Source organism: Labrenzia sp. R5_0, assembly GCF_017743835.1.
GTDB lineage: Bacteria > Pseudomonadota > Alphaproteobacteria > Rhizobiales > Stappiaceae > Roseibium > Roseibium algicola.
Window position 1 is genome coordinate 280,316 of record NZ_JAGHRK010000005.1, and the last position, 18,706, is coordinate 299,021.

Here is an 18,706-nt window from a genome sequence, read left to right on the forward strand (position 1 = left end):
TGTCTTTCCTGTTCAATTATCTCTTTATTTATACCATTTAGAACTTTCTATACTTGCATTTATGAAAATATAGATCTTTTATACTTATTCATATGAAGCATAGTTGAGCTAATAGTTCTTACGACGGCCCACGCGCTGCGTTGTAGCCATCGATCAGCGCCTTCCTCAGTCCCACGCCTTCATTTGCCGGGCGGGAGTTCGCGATTGCTGCCGCGACAAAGCCATTCGGAAAGACAACCACCTCAGCAGTCGCCTGTCCGCCCCAACGGCTTCCGTTGTGGGATACGGCCCGCCCATCGTTGGTTCTTGGACGGCTTGCAAAAACGAGCCGGTCATCATCTGCGGAAAACATCAGCTCGTGATTGTCGTTGACAACTTCGCGCGTCGAAACGATGCGATGGACGACCTTAGAGAGGGCTCTCGTTGACAGAAACCAGCCTCCGATAGCACACGGCTTGCCGACTTCGGTGCGATCCGTACCGGCCTCATCCATCGGTCCGTTGTAATAGAGGGCGCCTCGCGCCGGATCGGAGAACGTATTGCAGCCGCCTGTCACACCAACCGGCTCGAACAGGGTCTTTTCAACGATATCCCGGTACCGATTGTACGCATGAACCTGGAGATAACTGTCATATGTTATCTCGCCGGGGGCAAACCCGTCCTCGATCTGCGTCCATTTTGCCGGCACAAGAGAAGCGGCACTGACATTCCAGAGCGCAAAGGACGTATTCGCGTAACAACGTTTCGTCACGGGTTCAGGCACGCAGGCATTCGCGCTTGTTGCGATGTTCTGTGCTCTGACGATGTAGGTTTCAGCACCAAGCTGATAGCGTTCCTGCAACGTGAACGCATGATCCCAGACTGTTTTTCCGGACTTGGCGAACCCCGCGCGATGCTGCAGGAGATTCCGAAGCGTAACGGGTTGCAGGGAGGTGTCGAGCTCGCCCTGCCAACGTCGGGGAAGGTAATCCTGAAACCGGTCGTCAAGCGAGACGCTTTGGAGTGTCTCGGCTCGGTTAATAACCGTTGCCGCCGTCAGAACTTTCGAGACAGAGCCAATCGCGGCCTCGGTGCGGCCGTTGAAGCGCTGCTCGCCACCACTCTCGCAAGGAGTGCGGGCGTAGCCGTGGTTGACCTGGGCAATGATGCGACCGTTTTCGCCGCGCAACGTGACCGCGTACCCCATGTACCGGTCTCCAATCGCTTGAGCGACCAACGCTGCGAACGTTGCGGTATCAAAGTCCGGTTTTTCCTGAACATCAATGAAAGAGGGTCTCTCCGCCGGAAGATCACAAGCACTGGCGGCAACCGGGAGGCCCATCGCGATAAAGGATACTAAAATAGGTTTGAACATGACACGAAATCCGTTTCCTGAGACGCGTTAGCTCACGGAAACACTACGGCCGATGGCCAAACGGATCATGGGTGGGTGCACCTAATTTTCGTGCGACGAATACTCAATTTCCACGTCGGCCTCGTCTTCCGCCAGAACGATCCAGGGTTCGCTCTGTGAACGCAAAAGGACCTCCACCCTGTCCTTTGCCTGCAGCTTGGAGAGGATCGATGAAACATGGTTTTCAATGGTTCTGCGAGACCGGCTCAGCGTTTCGGCTATTGCCGCATTGCTGTTTCCCTCGACAAGAAGTCGGAGCACTGTCTGCTCCTTTGCGGTGAGACCGTAAGGGTGGTTGCGCGAACTCTTGTAAGGCCCGCGTTGCAGCGGCGGAAGGCCGGATACCCCTTCACGAGAGCGCAACCAGCGACGGGCCGCCATCGCCCCCATGGACCGGAACATTTCATCGGCCTCCTGAAGCCGTTCAACTTTTCCGGTTGCGGCAAACGACCAGGCTGCCAGATAATCCGAACTTTCCATCTGAAACGCCAATCCGGCTTCTTCGGCCTTCCCCTCGAGAACCAGGCGAACAGGCTCCGGAAGGCCAGGGGCGGAAGTGGACTTCAGCGGCAATTCCGCAATCCGGGCCCAGAACATCGCTTCGCCCAGCTTTCGCGGGCTCAGGAGCCTGGGATCGAGACTGCAGAGCCAGTCCCAGGCCTGCGCTGCGGTTTCTGAAGTCCCAGCCAGCACGGACTGCTCGATTTCCGCGATCTTCAGAACCGTCAGGTACTGGGGTTCGCCGATCTTTTCCGCTGAAACGAGTGCCTGCTGCAAAGCCTCTCCGGCGGCCGCATCACCGAGGCGCAGAAGGGAGCGGGCGAGGACGATCTGCGCGGGCATCCGCATGAGCAGGGTCTGGTTTTCCTGTCCCAGGACCCCGCGTGCAATCGTGACTGCCTCGTCAAAACGTCCCTGTTCCAGCCGAAGCTGTGCCTTTCGACCAATCAGGTAATAGGTCCAGGCGTCGAGATCGTGAGCACTGTCAAAACGGATCCCGGCATCGATCAGATCTTCAGCCCGGTCGAGGGCACGCATTTCTATGAGGCATTCGGAGAGATTTGTATAAACCCGCGCGGCCTGCTCATCGAACCCGTTTTCCAGCGAGATCCGCAGGCTCTCACGTAACAGCGTCTCCCCTTCCGGATCCCCTCGGAACAGCATGGCTGAACCGACCGTGTTAAGCGCATGCGTGCAGGTTTCAACGTCTTCGACAGCCTGCGCAAAGGTCAAGGCCCGACGCCCCCACGTCACCGCCTCACTCATCTCGTCTTGAAGCATATGATACTGGGCGCGAAGGGCGTATGCCTTCGCCTTCGCCCATTCGGTGGCCGAGGCGTTGTTTTCCAGGACTTCGATTGCTTCCTCGATGTACCTCTTGGCTTCCTCGGCTTCTCCCCTGTACCAGTGGAGCCGGGACAGCCATCTCAGGTTTTCTCCCACCCGGTTTTCATTTCCGGCCTTGCGCCAGAGCTCCACCGCCTTGCGGCGGTTGGAAATGACGTCTGCGTCGATGCCAAGCGACAGGCCTGCCTCATAGGCCCAACGTTCGCAGATTTCGGCGGCCTGCTCGAGGTCCAGGCTGTCCGCCAGCGGCAAGACATGTTCAAGAAAGCGGGCGGCCTCGCGATGGGCTCCGAGGCTTGCCGCATTGTCTGCGGCAAGCGGTGCATACCGCAGCAGTAGCTGCTCATGTTCGGCTCCGCGGGCGTGATGCACGATCATGTCGAGAGGCTGCACTCCGTCTTCCCGGTTGCAAAGATGATCCAGGAAGCACCTGTGCGCTTCGACCCGCCTTGGATGACTGAGCCGATCGTAGATGGCAATCCGCGCAATCTCATGACGAAAGGAGAGCCTTCCGCCGCTTTCAATCAGCAGGCCTTTCTCGATAGCCTGCGTCAGGGTGCCGTAGCCGTCGGGCAGAGGCAAAGCCAGGAGAATGCCCGACGGAATTGCACCAGGCCAGCAAGACACATATTCCAGTAACCGCACGACGTCCTGCGGCAATCCTGCAAGACGCGCATCGACCGCATCCCCGATGGTCTGGGGAACCTTGCTGCCGTCTGCTGACTGAGCCAACAATTCGGTCAGGAAGAAGGGATTACCGCCCGTGATGTCCAGGAGACGGTCGGGAGCCAGGCGGGTTGACCCAACAAGCATCTGCACCGCGTCCAGAGACAAAGGAGCGAGATTTATCTGCTTCTTTCGGGCCGGTACGATCTCGCCCATGGCTGAGCGAAGCGGATGGTAACCCTCCAACTGGTCATCACGATAACTGCAAACCAGCAGCAACGGCAGCATCGCGATCCTGCGGCCAATGAACTTCAACCAGTCCAGTGTGCGATCATCCGCCCAGTGCAGGTCCTCGATCACCAATACCACCGGTTCTCGCAAAGACGACAAATGATCCACCAGGCCGCCAAAAAGCATGGCTTCCTCATCGCGGATCTGTGTCGATCCGGAAAGACCTGCTGCAATATCTCGTATCGGCCCGAGCGGGCGCGGCGTGATCAAAGGATCGCAAAGACCGATGACCTTCCTGGTTTCGGGCCCGAGGCTGCTCAGGAAATCCGCAATCAGAGACGACTTTCCTATCCCGGCTTCCCCGGCAACGAATACGATCCGTCCACCCGACCTGGAAATGGAAAGGCGAACCTCATCCAATATTTGCAATTGCTCTTCGCGTTCAAGTAGCAACAAACCAACCAAAAAAAGACGGTTTCGGACCTGGAAACAAATCTATGGAAGAGTGGTCGCTACGGCAATTCTCAATAACTGGTTGTGAAGTTCTTTCTTGATTTACCGATCGAAACGCACTCGAAAGGGGCGATTTGCACAGCGTTTCACCAATGCGACCTTCGCAGGAAAATGTTCTCAATCGGAAGAGGCCAGGAATGATCTCGGGCCTGCCTCGCTGCCCGGAGAGAAGACCAGATGCACCTCGTCAGAACCACCTGCTGACCTCGCTGCTGAGCTTCCGTTCGGCAAGCTTCTTTTCTGCTTCCACATTCCATTTCTCACGTGTGGAGATCAACCGGACGGCACGTGTCGTGGCCGGCCACGTTCTGTCGCGCAGGCTATCCAGATCCAGTCCGACGCGGCATGCTTCAAATTCCTGAAGACGATCCTGCAATTCGAGGCCCGGGAGTGTTTTCAGGTTCTTGCAATTGAACAAGCTCAGCCATTCCAGACCGACATTTCTCAGGTCCACTTCAACCAGTTTGAGTTGATCATGAACCTGCAAGGCTGACAGCGCGGGAAACCTTCCAAGGTCACCCAGTGTGCCTAGTCCGGATACTCTTAAAATTCGCAGTTTCTCTAGCGTCTGGTGTGACAAGTCGCCCAGGTTGGCCCGGCTGCCCAGGATCAGGGTAAACTGTTTGAGGGACGCAATGGAGGATACGAAGTCGAGACGATGTTTCCCGGCAAACGAACTCAATGACAAGGTTGCCAGATCGGGCAAGTGGCTGATGACCTCAATGCCCTTCCAGTGACCTTGAACGAACAGGTCCTGCAGGTTCACCGCGTCGGCAAGCGGGGCAAGATCGAGGTTTCTTTTCCGGTTGGCGGCGACAGTCAAACTTCGGAATTGCCGCAGGTTCAAGGTTTGCAGGAACTGTGGCTGGTCAAAGTCCAACACTCCGAAATGCAATCGCTCCAACTTCGGTAACTGGCTGATTGCTTCAACGTGCGAGATGCGGTCCAGGCAATCGAGAGCCAGGTTTGCGACATCCGGCAAATGGTTCAGGCAGCGCGCGTCAAAGCCTTCATCGTCGTGCTGGTAAAACCGGACGGTCAACCGGTCACCTGCCAGACGGCAGGCCTCGTTCAATGCCTGAAGGTTCGCAACCTTGCAGGCCTCCGGATTGCTGAACTGGACCACAAGTCCCTCAGTCCCTTCGACCGCCCGAGCGAGGTCGGCCGCAACAAGCACGTCGGGGTCGGTTATCCGGCCGCCATCAACCTGAAACATTCTGAAGCCCTGTGGAATTCTGTCCGGTTTTCGAACAGATTCTGATGGTTGCGATTACTAACCGAAGAGACAGCCAAGTTGTAGCCACCGGCCGTGGTTTTGCGTTTCAGACCTCATCGATCAGAAAAGCGACACGGACAGCCCTCCGCATATCCTGCCGATGGCCTTCCCACCGTCACCTGCGCACAAAACGCACAGCTCGCAACGAGCGTGTTCCCTCTGAAATGCATTCGTATGCAAATTTGCTTGCAATGGATGCTTGGCGGCAGTATTGCAAACGTATGCAGTTGGGAGAGAGACACGCACCGGCACCGTTGTTCGATCCACGATCGACAAGAGGAATTCCACGGTCACGATGCGCCAACTCTCATTACCGAGACGCGCTCGCAGCGCTCTACCGGACCGGCTGCCGGGAAACACCGATCACGCTCCCGATCCGGATGTTTCTTGTGATGTTTCAGCTTTCGGCCACGATCTGCGTGGTGTGGCCGGCCTATTGCGCCGCAGGGACCTGAGAGAGACAAATGACGAGACTACCCATCCCGGACACCATCCGTTTTGTGAAATCCCCGGCACGCGATGCGGTTGCCGACAATGCCAGCGTCGAAACACTGGTTGCAGAAGTGCTCAAGCGGGTTGCCGCAGAAGGTGATGCTGCCGTCCGTGACTATTCTGAGAAATTCGACAAGGCGGCGCTCGACCGGTTCGAGGTCACTGCTGAAGAACGTGAGGCAGCAGTCGAAAGGCTGGACCCGCAGACACGCGAAGACACCGAGTTCGCAATCTCCAACGTGCGCATGTTCGCCAGAGCCCAGTTCGGAACCCTGCAGGATCTGGAAGTCGAGATCCGGCCAGGTGTTCACCTCGGGCACCGCAACATTCCGCTCGACCGGGTCGGTTGCTACGTCCCCGGTGGACGCTACCCGCTCCTGTCCGCGCCGATCATGTCGATCGTCCCGGCGAAGGTGGCCGGTGTCGGCGAAATCATCGCCTGCCTTCCGCCGAACGCCCATGAAGCGATGATTGCGGGCTGCCACCTTTCCGGCGCCGACCGGATTTTTCGGATCGGTGGGGCGCAGGCAATCGCTGCGATGGCGCTCGGCACGCAGTCCGTTCCCCCTGTCGACAAGATCGTCGGCCCAGGCAACGCCTTCGTCAATGAAGCAAAGCGTCAGGTTTTCGGCCCTGTCGGGATCGACCAGCTCGCCGGTCCATCGGAGATCTTCATACTCGCCGATCACACCGGCGACGCTGAGATGATCGCCACCGATCTTCTGGCACAGGCCGAGCATGACACCAGAACCCGGGTGGGCCTCATCACGACAAACGCGGACCTTGCGGAAGCGGTCCTGAGAGAAGTGGACGTTCAGCTGAAGAGCCTGTCGACGGCAGCCACCGCCGGCCAGGCCTGGAGAGACTACGGCGAGATTTCCGTCTGCCCGGACGAGGCGACAATGATCGCCTATTCGGACATCGTCGCCGCCGAACACCTGCAGGTGCACACCGAGGATGCCAAGACCTTCGCCAGGAAGCTGAAGCACTACGGTTCGCTCTTCATCGGCCCCAACGCCAGCGTCGTCTATTCCGACAAGTGCTGCGGCACCAACCACACGCTGCCGACCATGGGCGCCGGACGTTACACCGGCGGGCTTTGGGTAGGGTCGTACATCAAGACCGTAACCCATCAGTGGATGGACGAGGACGGCATCCGCGAGGTCGCGCCGCCGGCAGTCCGCCAGTCCGCCTCGGAAGGGCTTGAAGGCCACCGCCGCGCGGCGCAGCTGCGCCTCGACCGACTTCAGGGATAATCCAGCGATACCGGCTCGGCCCCGATCGCGGGCCGGGCCGAATGGTTGCTGGATTGTTCGAGCTGATAAGCGAGCCGGCAGAGCAACGCTTCCTGCCCGAACCCGCCGACAAGCTGGCAGCCGAGCGGCAAGCCGTTCGCGCCGAACCCGCAGAGAAGCGAAATCGCCGGATGCCCTGACATGTTGAACGGCATGGTGCGCATTGCCGTCCAGACCGCGCCGTCGGCAAAGGCGGTGAACTTCGGTGCGGTGCCGAGCGTGGTCGGCATGAGAAGTGCGCTGTGCTGTGCCAGCAATACGTCGACCTCCTGCCTGAAACGATGCGCAACACCACGGGCATGCACGACGTCCTGTGCGTCCAGAACAGCTCCGGTCAGAAGGTTCCGGCGCGCGTCCTTACCATAGGCATCGAACCGGTTGCGCAGACCCACCAAATGGTTCTGAAGAGCCTCCGCCTGCAGGATGACAGTGGCCGCATCCTCGAGCCTTTGATAGGGCGGCAGCGTCACCAGCTCTATTCTGGCACCGAGCAAGGAAAGGAGCGCGGCGGTGTCGTCCATGGCTTGGACAAGGCCAGGATCCGCCACAGGGTCATCAACGAACCAGTCGCGGGCGTAGGCGATGCGAAGTCCCGTGAGCTCCTGTCCGATGTCAGCTGCAGCACGGCTCGCAGGGGCGAGCGCCTCCAGAATGACGGCAGCGTCTTCGACGCAGGCGGCGAGGGGACCAATGACATCGAGGCTCTGCGACAACGGAAAACACCCTGATGCTGAAACCAGGCCCGTGGTCGGCTTCAACCCAACCACACCGCAATAGGCCGCAGGTGCACGGATCGACCCGCCGGTGTCCGTCCCGAGCGCAACGCGCATAAGCCCGGCCGAAACGGCCGCGGCGGAGCCCGACGAGGAGCCGCCGGTGATCGCGCTGGTGTCCCAGGGATTGCAGGCCGGCGGGTTGGGCTGGTCGAAGGCGGGGCCTGTCAACGCATATTCATAGGTTGCGAGCTTGGCCAGCGGCACCATGCCGGCCTGCCTGAGCGCCGCGACGCTGGCAGCATCAATGTGCCCGGCCTCACCGGGAGCGTGCGGATGGGCATGCGACCCGCAGCGGGTCGGCTGGCCCTGCACATCAATGATGTCCTTCACGCCGAAGCAGAGCCCGGCCAGCGGCGGCCGGTCGTCCGGCAGAACATTGTCCCAGCGAGACGCCTCGGCAACAGCATCCGGCGACAGATGCACAACTGAACGAATGGCATCGTCCCGCCGTTCGATGCGGGCAACCAGAGCCGACGCGATCTCGCAAGCCGACACCTGGCCAGTCGCGATCAGCTCCTGTTGACGGCGCAAGGGGCTGTCCAGAACATCATCCATGGTCGCGGTCATCCTTCAGGGCACGTGCCTGTTCGGCCAGGCGCTGCGCCTGTGCAACGGATGCTTTCAGATCCGCCTCGGGAACAGCCAGCCCCAGATCCGCGAGGCGCTTCTTGTATTCGGTCAGGGTCATCGGCCGCTCTCCTGTCGTCGTCTTCCGGTCGTTCCGGTGCGGTGAGCGCACGTCCTCCGGGAGTGATTTTCAACCGTGATAATTTCATTTTGCATAGGTATGCAGATTTTTATTGATCGGACTGAACATGTTTGGCAATATCAAAATGCAAGCGTATGCAAAATTCTGCAAGATGCGCGAAACAGCTTCGCTAAAAGGTACGATGAAATGGGAACGCAGGAAGTCTCCACCCCAAAGGCAAAGGACGTGAAATCCGCTCCACGCGTGAACGACGCGCCGCACAACGGCAATGTCATGCAAGTCGAGCGCGCCGATTTCACCGACCTGGTCCCGGAGGGGCGCGCCCCGGTTCAGGGCATGGAGGGTTTCGACCCCTGTTATTCCGATATCGTCGACTATATTGTCCGCTGCACGCACAAGATCTGGGATGAGCGCGACGTAGGCCTCATCTATTCGCACTACACGCATAACATCGTCCTCTACCTGCCGATGGGCACGATCTACAATCGTGAGGACGTGGTGCGCGACACCATCCAGAGGCTCGTCTCCCTGCCCGAACGCCGCGGCATGGCAACCCATGTCATCTGGAACGGCGACGACAAGGACGGCTATTACACTTCTCATCTGGTAACCGGCTCTGGGCGCTATACGCAGAACGGCCATTACGGTCCGGCCAACGGCCGCTCCTTCGTGTCCCGCACGGTCGCCGACTGCATGATCCATCGCAACAAGATCTACCGCGAATGGGTGGTTTCCGACCAGATGGCGGTCGTTCGCCAACTCGGCCTCGACGTTGACGCTTATGCGGGCAAGATCGCTGAAACGAAACTGAGCCAGGGCCTCACGCAGCTCGACATCGGCGAGGTCGGCCTCCTTCAGGGTCAGTATCCGCCGGCGGAAAAGGCCGACCTGGACATCGCCAACACAGATCTGGAACGCGAAACGCTTCAGTTCCTGCATGACATCTTCAATCGCAAGATGTTCGGCCGCATCCGCGAGGTCTATGCACCGACCGCCATGTACCATGGGCCGCTGATGAAAGAGCTCTACGGCACCGCGTCGGTCTCTCATCAGACGCTCGGCCTCGTGGGCAGCATGCCGGATGCGGTCTACGCTCCGCAGCACATCTGTTCCACGCCCTGCGTCGAAGGCGGCACGAAAGTCGCCGTTCGCTGGATACTCGAGGGTCATCACCTCGGCTACGGCATTCTGGAAAGTCTTGGTGCGCCCACCGGCAAGCATCTGCGTCTGATGGGCATGTCGCACTATCACTACAAGGACGGCAAGATCGTCGACGAATGGACGGTCTATGACGAACTGTCCCTGCTGGTTCAGGTCAAGCTCGCGCAGCTTGCTGACAAGGCATCCGCGGTGGAGGCCGCCGAAGCCTGAAAGAACGTCAAGAACAAAGAGAAATAGCCCGGGGCAATCGGGCATTCTTCCAATGGAGAATGAGATGAGCAAATTGAAGCTAGCCGTGAGTGCGCTTGCACTCGTTCTCGGGGCCGGCACGGCACACGCCGGGTGCGGCATCGAGGGTGGCAACGTCAAGATCCTTGCAAACGACTTCGATGCCCTCGGAACCGTTATCAAGGAAGCGGAAGCCTGCGCGGGAGACGGCGTCACCGTGGAAGCCAACATGACGACCGAGCACAAGGCACTTCAGGTGCCCGCGCTCACGGTCAACCCGGCCCAATACACGGTGGCGATGGTTGCCAACAATTCCATCGTTCCGCTCATGAACGACGACCTCATCCGCCCGCTGGACGAGCTGGTCGAGAAATACGGCCAGCAGCTTCAGCCGACGCAGCTCATCAAGGTCGACGGAAAGGTCATGGCAATCGCCTTCATGGCCAACGGCCAGAACCTCTACATTCGCGGCGACATCCTGAAGGAAGCCGGCCTCGAACAGCCGACGTCGCTTGAAGAGGTCATCGAGGCTGCCAAGGTGATCCGGGAGAAGGGCATTCTGGAATACCCGCTGGCGGCGGCAGACCAGGCCGGATGGTATCTCGGCAACGAGTTCGTCAACACCTACCTGGGCCTTGGCGGCACCTTCTTCGAACCGGGCAGCGCAGAGCCGGCCATAAGCGGCGAGGAGGGTCTGAAGACCCTGGCGCTGATGAAGGAACTTTCCGAATACATGGAACCCGAGTTCCTGACCTTCACGTCCGATGAAATCAAGGCGATGTACCTTTCAGGTGAAGTCGCGATCATCAACCAGTGGGCCTCCATGGTGAACGGTCACATCGACCCCAACGGCCCGGCACCGGAAATCGGGGAAGCCACCATTCTCGCGCCCGCACCGACCGTCGGTGGCGGCACCACGCCGGCCGCTGCGCTCTGGTGGGACGGCTTCACCATCGCCAAGAACATCTCCGACGAAGATGCAGCAGCCTCCTTCCAGGCGATGATGCACGGTATCCGGCCGCAGGTTGCCCAGGACAATCCGTCCGCAGCTGCCTGGCTGATTGCGGATTTCTCTCCTCCCGCCTCGGCAAAAGCGATCCTTGAAAACGCGAAGCTCGGGGCGAAAGCCTACCCGATGTCACCCTACATGGGGCTTCTGCATACAGCACTCGGTGCAGAACTCTCCGATTTCCTTCAGGGGCGCGAAAGTGCCGAACAGGCGTTGAACGACGTGGAAGCAGCCTACCGCGCCGCAGCCAAGGAAGCCGGCTTCCTCAACTGATACTGCCCTTTGCCACACCCCTGTCATGTCGATGACAGGGGTGTATCCTTTTCGGGGGAGACTTTATGCGCCACCGTGATTTTGCAGCGTTCATATGGCCATCGGCACTCGCCATGCTCTTGTTCATTGCGTTGCCGATCGTGTCCGTTTTCGTGCAGTCCATGTTCGTCGAGCATGAACAGGTTCTCGTGACCGTGGAAAACTGCGGCCCGTTCGGCTGCACCGACGAAACCAAGGTCGACACAGAGGCAACCCGGGTCCTGCGCGAAGAAGAGCCACTCGGGCGCTTCAACGCCTTTGGCACCTATCTCAATCGGTCCCACCTGGCGGTTGAAGAGATCGCCGAGATCCTGGAAAGCAGCAACGGTTTTGTCGATGTCGTTACCAGGATCTACAATCTGCCCTTTTACAAGGCGCTGTCCTTCACCCTGGTCTACACCTTCCTGGTGACACCGCTTGCCATGATTGCCGGCTTTGCCGTCGCTCTCGGCGTCAACAGTGTGCCCAGGCTGTTTCGCGGGCCGATCATCTTCCTGTCGCTGCTGCCCTACATCGTGACACCCCTTCTGGGTTCCCTCATCCTGTTCTGGATGATCAACTCCGACGGCATCATCGGAGCGACACTCCAGTGGCTGTTCAACGATCCGGAACTGTCGCTGAAGGCCAGCCCCGTGCTGTCGTGGCTCACGCTCATCACCTACGGAACGTGGCATATGGCGCCCTTTGCCTTCGTGGTCTTCTATGCCGGTCTGCAGACCCTGCCGATGGACACGCTGGAATCCGCCATGATCGACGGCGCCAACCGCTGGGAACGCATCCGATACGTGGTGATGCCTCACCTGACGCCGCTGGCGACCTTCGTCGGTCTTGTTCTGCTGATGGATAATTTCCGCGTGTTCGAACCGATCATCGGCTTCTCGTCGGAGGCCAACGCAACCTCGCTCTCCTGGCTGATCTACAACGACCTGACAGGGCAGGTGAACCAGCTTTTCGGCTCGGCCGCAGCCACCTCGATCCTGACCATGATCGGCGTGATCATCCTGCTCAGCCCGGTGCTCGTGCGGACCTGGCGCGACTTCAAGAGAAAGGCCCGGTGATGACCAGATCCATCGGCTATTCCCGCCCGCTCGCCATCTTCACCGGGGTCATCCTGGTTGTGTGGCTGATCGTTGCGGCCTTCCCCTTCATCTGGACCGTGTGGGGCTCGTTCAAGGTCCAGGCCGACTTCTTCAGCCGGGTCTCCTTTTGGAACGCCATCACGGGGCCTGCGACCGTGCGCCAGACTGGCGAGGCGCTGACACTCGACGGCTATCGTGGCGCCTGGATCGAGCGAGAGTTCTACCACTCGGTCTGGAACACCACGATCGTCACCATCTGCGTAACCTCCATCTCGCTCTTGTTCGGAACACTCGGCGGATATGCGCTTTCCCGCTCGAGCCGCAACTACACCTTCTGGATCCTGATCGCCGCGCTGGTCTTCCGGGCCATGCCGCACATCACGCTGGTTTCCGGCTTCCTGCTGCCGTTCTTCCAGCTCAACATCTGGGGCTATCTGCCGACAGCGATCATCGTCCTGGTGGCCATCAACCAGCCCTTCACGATCTGGATGCTGCACAGCTTCTTCAAGTCGATCCCGAAAGATCTGGATGAAAGCGCCATGGTTGACGGTTGCACCCGCTTCCAGGCGTTCCGGCTGGCGATCATGCCGGTGATGTGGCCGGGCGTGATCACCACCGGCCTGTTCAGTTTCCTTCTGGCCTACAACGATTTCTCGGTGACCGCGCTGCTGCTGTCCCAGGAAAACCAGACCATGGTTCCGAAGATCAATTCGTTCCTTGGAACCATCCAGACCGAAGGCACCATCATGTATGCGGTTGCCGCGACCGTGAGCGCCACCGTACCGCTATTCATCCTCGTGATGTTCTTCCAACGCCAGATTGTCAGCGGTCTGACCGCAGGCGCCGTCAAGGGATAGTCCATGGCCGAGATCCAACTGAAAAATGTCACCAAGCGCTGGGGCAATGTCTACGGCGTCAACAACTTCAACCTGCATATCGCCGACCGCGAGTTCCTGGTTCTGCTGGGGCCATCCGGCTGCGGCAAGTCCACCACCATGCGCATGATCGCCGGTCTGGAAGACATCTCCGAAGGCGAGATCATCATCGGCGACCGGGTCGTGAACACTCTGGAACCCAAGGATCGCGACATCGCCATGGTGTTCCAGAGCTATGGCCTTTATCCCAACCTGACGGTCTACGAAAACATCCGCTTCCCGCTGAAGGTTCGCAAGGTGCCAAAGGACCAGCATGATGCCCGGGTGATGAAGGCGGCGGAAATGGTCGATCTGACCGACCTGCTCGACCGACGACCCGCGGAGCTATCCGGTGGCCAGAGGCAGCGCGTCGCTCTGGCACGTGCAATCGTCCGCGAGCCGACGGTGTTTCTCATGGACGAGCCCCTGTCCAACCTGGACGCGAAGCTGCGCGTGTCGACCCGCGCCGAAATCAAGAACCTCCAGCACCGGCTGAAGACGACCACGATCTACGTTACCCACGACCAAATCGAGGCGATGACCCTTGCCGACCGGGTGGTGGTGATGAGCGGTGGCGTCATTCAGCAGGTGGCGACACCGACGGAGATCTATGACAACCCGGCCAACACCTTCGTGGCTTCCTTCATCGGCTCTCCGGCGATGAACCTGGTTAAGGGAGAGATTTCCGCCGGCGTATTTACGGCTCAGAACATCCGCGTTGAAGGTCTGCGCGGAGACATCTCCGGGCCGGTGACCCTGGGTTTCCGGGCCGAGGATGTGACCCTTGTGGACGGGGGAGGCGAGCTGTCGTCGACCGTTTTCGCCCTGGAACTTCTCGGCGACGCCTCCATGGTGGCCGTCGAGGCGGGTGGGGAACTGGTCAACCTGAAGGCCGCCAAGGACTTCCGCTCCGAAATCGGTGCGCCGATCAGCGCGCGGATCCCGATCGAATGCTGTCATCTGTTTGATGCGCAGGACGGCCGGCGGCTCACCGTGAAGGGGTGACAAGTTCGCGAAGCACGAGTACTCAGAACATGATAAAATCACGGAGGCCCGCTTGAACAGCAAACCGGTTACATCTGTAGACGTTGCGCGCAAGGCCGGCGTTAGCCAGTCCGCAGTCTCCAGATATTTTACCCCGGGCGCCTCCGTTTCCAAGAAGATGGCCGAGAAGATCCGCATCGCCGCGGACGAACTCGATTACCGGCCGAATGTTCTGGCAAGGGCGATGATCACCGGGAAAAGCCGGATCATCGGCCTGATCGTCTACTACTTCGAGAACCAGTTCTATCCCGAAGCGGTTGAAAAGCTTTCGATCGCGCTTCAGGAAAACGGCTACCATGTCCTCCTGTTCATGGCATCGAACACCATCAATGATGTCGAGCCCGTCATCCAGGAAATCATGGGTTACAGGGTCGACGGCATCATCATGGTGTCCGTGTCCGTTTCCTCGACACTGGCGGAACGATGCCGGGATCTCGACATCCCGGTGCTTCTGTTCAACCGCGATCAGCCGAAGGACAATCTGCGCGCGGTGACCAGCGACAATCGCCTTGGCGGCGAACTGGCGGCAAAAGCGCTTCTGCGCGGACAGCCGAAACGCGTTGCCCTGCTTGCTGGCTTTTCCGGAGCCTCGACGCAGATTGATCGCGAAGCCGGGTTCATGGCTGTGCTGCAGGAAGCAGGTGTCGAACTGCACTCCCGAGCGGACGGAAACTATCACTATACGGATGCCGCCGATGCAGCCCGCCAGCTTTTCGACGTGCCCGATCAGCCCGATGCTGTCTTTGTCGCCGACGACCACATGGCGCTCGCAGCCCTGGACGTAATCCGCTTCGAGTTCAAACTGAAAGTTCCCGAGGACGTGGCCGTGGTCGGATTCGACGACATCCCGCAAGCCGCCTGGCCTTCGTTCAACCTCACCACGATCCGGCAGCCCATCAACCAGATGGTCTCGGCGGCAGTCGCCATGCTGGTCGACGCGATAGAGGAGGGGAATACGGACGTCCGCAAGGTCCGCATTCCGCCGGTCGAGGTAATCCGCGGCACGACCCGAAGCTAGTATTCCCGAACAGAACGCTTACCAGCTGCGACCACTGTGCGGCCGACGCCGGTTCGCCAAGGCCTTCGCGTGTCACTTGTCGGAAAACTCCGCTTGCAAGCGTTTTCACAAATTTTGCAAAAATATTTTTTGCCTGCCTCAAATCGCGAATTTTTCGATCGTTTTCCAACAATTTAGAACGTATTTTGTGGGGTTTTTGCATCTCTGAATTTTTGGGAACGTTTGCAAAATCTCTTGCGAACTGACTCAATCCGGCGTAGGAACCGGGTCAAGGGCCGGGTCGCAGGCATACGGAGGTGCCGCGATCGTGTTCCGGGGAGGAGCCGGTGGGACTGCAGTTTGCAAGCGTTCCCAAATGCCGGTTCTCCCGTTTTCAATTTCGCTTCTCGGGAGGGAACAGAATGAAAGTCGCCGTTTGGGCTGCAGCAGCCGCACTTGCATTTGTCACACAGGCAGCAGCCGATACGACCATCCGCATCGGCCATGCCACGCCTGAGGTCTCGCCTGTCCACCAGGCTCTGAGCTACTTCGAGGAAGAACTCGAAAAGCGTTCAAATGGCACCATCCAGGTAGAGATCTTTCCGGGCGGCCAGCTCGGCAGCGTCAAGGAAATGACCGATCTGGTCCAGTCCGGCAACATCACCATGACCACGGGCGCGTCGGTTCATCTGAGCTCGACTGTCGATCAGCTGGCCGTGCTCGACCAATTCCTTCTCTTCAAGGACGAAGAAACCGCGCGCAGCCTTCTGGACGGCGACGCCGGCAAGACCATCTCTGCAGCCATGGAAGACCGTGGGCTCAAGAACATGGGCTTCATGGAACTCGGGTTCCGCAGCTTCACCAACTCCCGTGCACCGCTCGACAGCTACGAAGCCTTCGAAGGCCTGCGTATGCGCTCGGCAGACAACCCGATCGCCATCAAGGCCTGGCGGTCGGTTGGCGCTGTTCCGGTGCCGCTGGCGTGGGGCGAGATCTATTCCTCATTGCAGCAGGGCCTGATCGATGGCCAGGAAAGCGCCCTGAGCTCGATGATCATCGAGCGTTTCTTCGAGGTGCAGAAATACGTTTCCCTGACCGGTCACATCTATTGGCCGGAACTCTGGATGGCCAATCTTGACTGGTATAACGGCCTGGACGAAGCCGACCGTACGCTCATCGACGAAGTTGCAGTGGAAACCGTCAAGAAGCAGCGCGAGCTGACCGCGGCCGCCAATGCCGAAACCCTGGCCAAACTCAAGGAAGCCGGGCTCGAAGTGAACGAGCTGCCGGAGGCCGACAAGAAGCGCCTCGGCGAAACAATGAACGCCGCCATCGAAGGCGACATTCGCGCCAAGGTCGGCGACTCCTTCTACGACACCTTCATGCAGGCCGTCGCGCAGTAAGCGAACCAGGGGAGGAGAAGGCAAAATGCGGTTTCTCGAAAAATGGTTCGAGCCGGCGGTGATCGTCTCGATGCTTGGCATGATCATCATTCTGGTCTTCGCGGACGTGATTGCGCGGCTTGCCTTCTCCACCTCGATAGCTGTGGCGAACGAACTCGCCCGGTTTTCCTTCGTCTACATGATCTACTTCGGCGTGAGTTACGCAATCCGCGAGCGGCGGCACATGCGTGTCACGGTTCTGATCGATGTCATGCCGAAGGCGCTGCGCCACTGGATGTTCGTGCTCTCCGAGGTGATCTTCCTGATCTATTCCGTCGTCGTTTGCTGGCTCGGTGTCGTGATCACGCAGCAATCCATCGACCGCGGCAAGATCCTGAGCTCCACCGAGTGGCCTCAAGCCGTGCTTTACGCGGCGATCATCTTTTCCGGTGCCCTGAGCAGCCTGCGTCTTTTGCAATCCATCAAGGCTGCCGTCGTTGATGGCGACACGCGCCTCGGCCCCCAGACGGATATCTGAGCCATGACGACAGCCATTCTCTTCGGTAGTTTCCTGCTGCTGTTGCTCATCGGCGTCCCGATCGGCATTGCGCTCGGCGCGGCGAGCATGCTCGCAATCCTCTATATTCCGTTCCTCAGCCTCGACATGTATGCCCTCGGGCTGGTCTCGGCCATCGACAGCTTCACGCTCATCGCGGTGGTGCTGTTCACCCTGGCCGGCAGCCTGATGGCCGAGGGAGGCATTTCCAAACGTCTGATCGCCGTTGCGGACCATGCCTTCGGCGGCATGCCCGGCGATCTGGGCACCGTGACGATCATGTCCTGCCTGTTCTTTGCGGCCATCTCCGGAACAGGATCCGCGACGGTGGCGGCCATCGGCCTCGCCATGATCCCGGCTCTGGTCGATCGCGGCTACGACCGGGCCTATGCAGGCGCCATGGTGGCCTCCGCAGGCGGGCTTGGCGTCATGATCCCGCCGTCGGTGGTGATGATCGTCTATGCGGTCTCTTCCGGCGTCTCGGTGACGGCTCTCTTCATGGCCGGCATCGTTCCGGGCTTCGTGATCGCGCTGACCCTGATCGGCTACAACGTGATACAGCGTCGCTCCGGAAACCAGGGTGCGGGCAACCCGGTACCGCCAACCCGCACCGGCAGTCTCTGGGCCGCCCTTTGGGACGCGAAGCTCGCCCTCGCCATGCCGCCTGTTGTTCTCGGCAGCATCTATTCCGGCATGGTGACACCGACCGAAAGTTCCGCCGTCGCCGTCGTCTATGCCCTGATCGTGAGCTGCTTCGTCTATCGGGAGCTTCCGTTGTCCGCCGTTCCGAAGATGATGCTGGAAGCTGCGTTGCTGGTCTCCGCCGTGCTCGTCATCATCGGTGCGTCCTACGCCTTCGGCCGCATCATCGCTCTGGAGCGTATCCCGTCCGATCTCGCCCAGCTCGTGCTGTCGCTGACCCAGAGCAAGGTGGTGGTGATGCTGGCCGCGATCGTCCTGCTTCTTATCGTCGGAACCTTCCTGGAAACACTGGCGGCAATCGTCATCCTGACACCTGTCCTTCTGCCGATCATGCTGAAAATCGGCGTGGATCCGGTTCACTTCGGCATCGTCATGGTCGTGGCGCTTGCCATCGGCTTCGTGACACCGCCGCTCGGAGCAAACCTGTTCATGGCCGCCGCTGTCGGCAAGATCCGGTTCGAGGACATCGCCCGCAGGATCTTTCCCTGGGTGGTGACGATGATCTTCGCGCTCCTGCTGATCGCTTTCATTCCCGTCCTGTCACTTGGACTGCCAGAACTGTTCCTGGGCTACGGGCGCTAAACCTTCGGCGGTCAACCCGCTGAACCACACAACAGCGGCATT

The 18,706-nt window shown here is 59.5% G+C and carries 15 protein-coding genes; 10 read left to right on the forward strand and 5 right to left on the reverse strand.

The features are described from left to right. Window positions 1-118: 118 nt before the first annotated feature. From J7447_RS24665 to J7447_RS24675, 3 genes are all read right to left on the reverse strand, one after another. Window positions 119-1,186 carry a serine hydrolase domain-containing protein gene (locus J7447_RS24665; RefSeq protein WP_209171250.1) on the reverse strand — a complete coding sequence of 356 codons (1,068 nt, stop codon included), beginning with the start codon at window positions 1,184-1,186 and terminating at the stop codon, window positions 119-121. A 249-nt stretch (window positions 1,187-1,435) separates the two neighbouring features. Then, on the reverse strand, window positions 1,436-4,102 hold the full coding sequence (locus J7447_RS24670; protein ID WP_353653815.1) for an AAA family ATPase: 2,667 nt from the start codon (window positions 4,100-4,102) through the stop codon (window positions 1,436-1,438). A 235-nt stretch (window positions 4,103-4,337) separates the two neighbouring features. Next, the gene (locus tag J7447_RS24675; RefSeq protein ID WP_209171252.1) at window positions 4,338-5,366 is read right to left on the reverse strand and encodes a hypothetical protein; all 1,029 of its coding nucleotides are present in this window, start codon (window positions 5,364-5,366) and stop codon (window positions 4,338-4,340) included. Window positions 5,367-5,890: 524 nt separating this feature from the next. Between J7447_RS24675 and hisD the strand changes: the two genes are divergently transcribed. Then, window positions 5,891-7,174 carry a histidinol dehydrogenase gene (hisD, locus tag J7447_RS24680; protein ID WP_209171253.1) on the forward strand — a complete coding sequence of 428 codons (1,284 nt, stop codon included), beginning with the start codon at window positions 5,891-5,893 and terminating at the stop codon, window positions 7,172-7,174. Here the strand turns inward: hisD and J7447_RS24685 are convergent. After that, window positions 7,165-8,544, reverse strand: coding sequence for an amidase (locus J7447_RS24685; protein ID WP_209171254.1), 1,380 nt, complete (start codon window positions 8,542-8,544; stop codon window positions 7,165-7,167). The two genes, hisD and J7447_RS24685, sit on opposite strands and share 10 nt — an antisense overlap. After that, a complete protein-coding gene (locus tag J7447_RS24690) occupies window positions 8,537-8,677 on the reverse strand; it encodes a hypothetical protein (RefSeq protein ID WP_189640200.1) in 141 nt (46 codons plus the stop codon). The genes J7447_RS24685 and J7447_RS24690 overlap by 8 nt, the downstream gene beginning before the upstream one ends. 207 nt (window positions 8,678-8,884) lie before the next feature. Here J7447_RS24690 and J7447_RS24695 point away from each other — a divergent pair, with 207 nt between their 5' ends. The 9 genes from J7447_RS24695 to J7447_RS24735 all read left to right on the forward strand — a co-directional run bounded on the left by J7447_RS24695 (window position 8,885) and on the right by J7447_RS24735 (window position 18,664). Further along, window positions 8,885-10,069, forward strand: coding sequence for an ester cyclase (locus J7447_RS24695; RefSeq protein WP_209171255.1), 1,185 nt, complete (start codon window positions 8,885-8,887; stop codon window positions 10,067-10,069). 64 nt (window positions 10,070-10,133) lie between these two features. After that, entirely contained in the window at window positions 10,134-11,369 is a 1,236-nt protein-coding gene (locus J7447_RS24700; protein WP_031269434.1) for an extracellular solute-binding protein, read from the forward strand. A gap of 65 nt (window positions 11,370-11,434) precedes the next feature. Continuing rightward, the gene (locus J7447_RS24705; protein ID WP_075283502.1) at window positions 11,435-12,466 is read left to right on the forward strand and encodes a sugar ABC transporter permease; all 1,032 of its coding nucleotides are present in this window, start codon (window positions 11,435-11,437) and stop codon (window positions 12,464-12,466) included. Next, a complete protein-coding gene (locus J7447_RS24710; RefSeq protein WP_023001274.1) occupies window positions 12,466-13,344 on the forward strand; it encodes a carbohydrate ABC transporter permease in 879 nt (292 codons plus the stop codon). Before J7447_RS24705 ends, J7447_RS24710 begins: the two co-directional genes overlap by 1 nt. Window positions 13,345-13,347: 3 nt before the next feature. After that, the gene (gene ugpC / locus J7447_RS24715) at window positions 13,348-14,406 is read left to right on the forward strand and encodes a sn-glycerol-3-phosphate ABC transporter ATP-binding protein UgpC (protein WP_023001275.1); all 1,059 of its coding nucleotides are present in this window, start codon (window positions 13,348-13,350) and stop codon (window positions 14,404-14,406) included. A gap of 52 nt (window positions 14,407-14,458) precedes the next feature. Beyond that, window positions 14,459-15,463 (forward strand): LacI family DNA-binding transcriptional regulator, encoded by a 1,005-nt coding sequence (locus J7447_RS24720; protein ID WP_031269437.1) that lies wholly within the window; start codon window positions 14,459-14,461, stop codon window positions 15,461-15,463. Between the two features lie 401 nt (window positions 15,464-15,864). Beyond that, complete coding sequence (locus J7447_RS24725) at window positions 15,865-16,845, forward strand: TRAP transporter substrate-binding protein (RefSeq protein ID WP_209171256.1); 981 nt, start codon at window positions 15,865-15,867, stop codon at window positions 16,843-16,845. A 25-nt stretch (window positions 16,846-16,870) separates the two neighbouring features. Then, entirely contained in the window at window positions 16,871-17,362 is a 492-nt protein-coding gene (locus tag J7447_RS24730) for a TRAP transporter small permease (RefSeq protein ID WP_023001279.1), read from the forward strand. A gap of 3 nt (window positions 17,363-17,365) precedes the next feature. Next, window positions 17,366-18,664: a TRAP transporter large permease gene (locus J7447_RS24735; protein WP_209171257.1), complete on the forward strand. Its 1,299-nt coding sequence runs from the start codon at window positions 17,366-17,368 to the stop codon at window positions 18,662-18,664. Window positions 18,665-18,706 lie beyond the last annotated feature (42 nt).

What these genes read in the sequence shown, in the direction of transcription:
- J7447_RS24705 (WP_075283502.1), top strand. Translation starts at nt 11,435, where the DNA reads ATGCGCCACCGTGATTTTGCAGCGTTCATATGGCCATCGGCACTCGCC.
- J7447_RS24695 (WP_209171255.1), top strand. Translation starts at nt 8,885, where the DNA reads ATGGGAACGCAGGAAGTCTCCACCCCAAAGGCAAAGGACGTGAAATCC.
- J7447_RS24675 (WP_209171252.1), bottom strand. Translation starts at nt 5,366, where the DNA reads ATGTTTCAGGTTGATGGCGGCCGGATAACCGACCCCGACGTGCTTGTT.
- J7447_RS24665 (WP_209171250.1), bottom strand. Translation starts at nt 1,186, where the DNA reads ATGGGGTACGCGGTCACGTTGCGCGGCGAAAACGGTCGCATCATTGCC.
- J7447_RS24710 (WP_023001274.1), top strand. Translation starts at nt 12,466, where the DNA reads ATGACCAGATCCATCGGCTATTCCCGCCCGCTCGCCATCTTCACCGGG.
- hisD (WP_209171253.1), top strand. Translation starts at nt 5,891, where the DNA reads ATGACGAGACTACCCATCCCGGACACCATCCGTTTTGTGAAATCCCCG.
- J7447_RS24690 (WP_189640200.1), bottom strand. Translation starts at nt 8,677, where the DNA reads ATGACCCTGACCGAATACAAGAAGCGCCTCGCGGATCTGGGGCTGGCT.
- J7447_RS24730 (WP_023001279.1), top strand. Translation starts at nt 16,871, where the DNA reads ATGCGGTTTCTCGAAAAATGGTTCGAGCCGGCGGTGATCGTCTCGATG.
- J7447_RS24700 (WP_031269434.1), top strand. Translation starts at nt 10,134, where the DNA reads ATGAGCAAATTGAAGCTAGCCGTGAGTGCGCTTGCACTCGTTCTCGGG.
- ugpC (WP_023001275.1), top strand. Translation starts at nt 13,348, where the DNA reads ATGGCCGAGATCCAACTGAAAAATGTCACCAAGCGCTGGGGCAATGTC.
- J7447_RS24725 (WP_209171256.1), top strand. Translation starts at nt 15,865, where the DNA reads ATGAAAGTCGCCGTTTGGGCTGCAGCAGCCGCACTTGCATTTGTCACA.
- J7447_RS24735 (WP_209171257.1), top strand. Translation starts at nt 17,366, where the DNA reads ATGACGACAGCCATTCTCTTCGGTAGTTTCCTGCTGCTGTTGCTCATC.
- J7447_RS24685 (WP_209171254.1), bottom strand. Translation starts at nt 8,544, where the DNA reads ATGGATGATGTTCTGGACAGCCCCTTGCGCCGTCAACAGGAGCTGATC.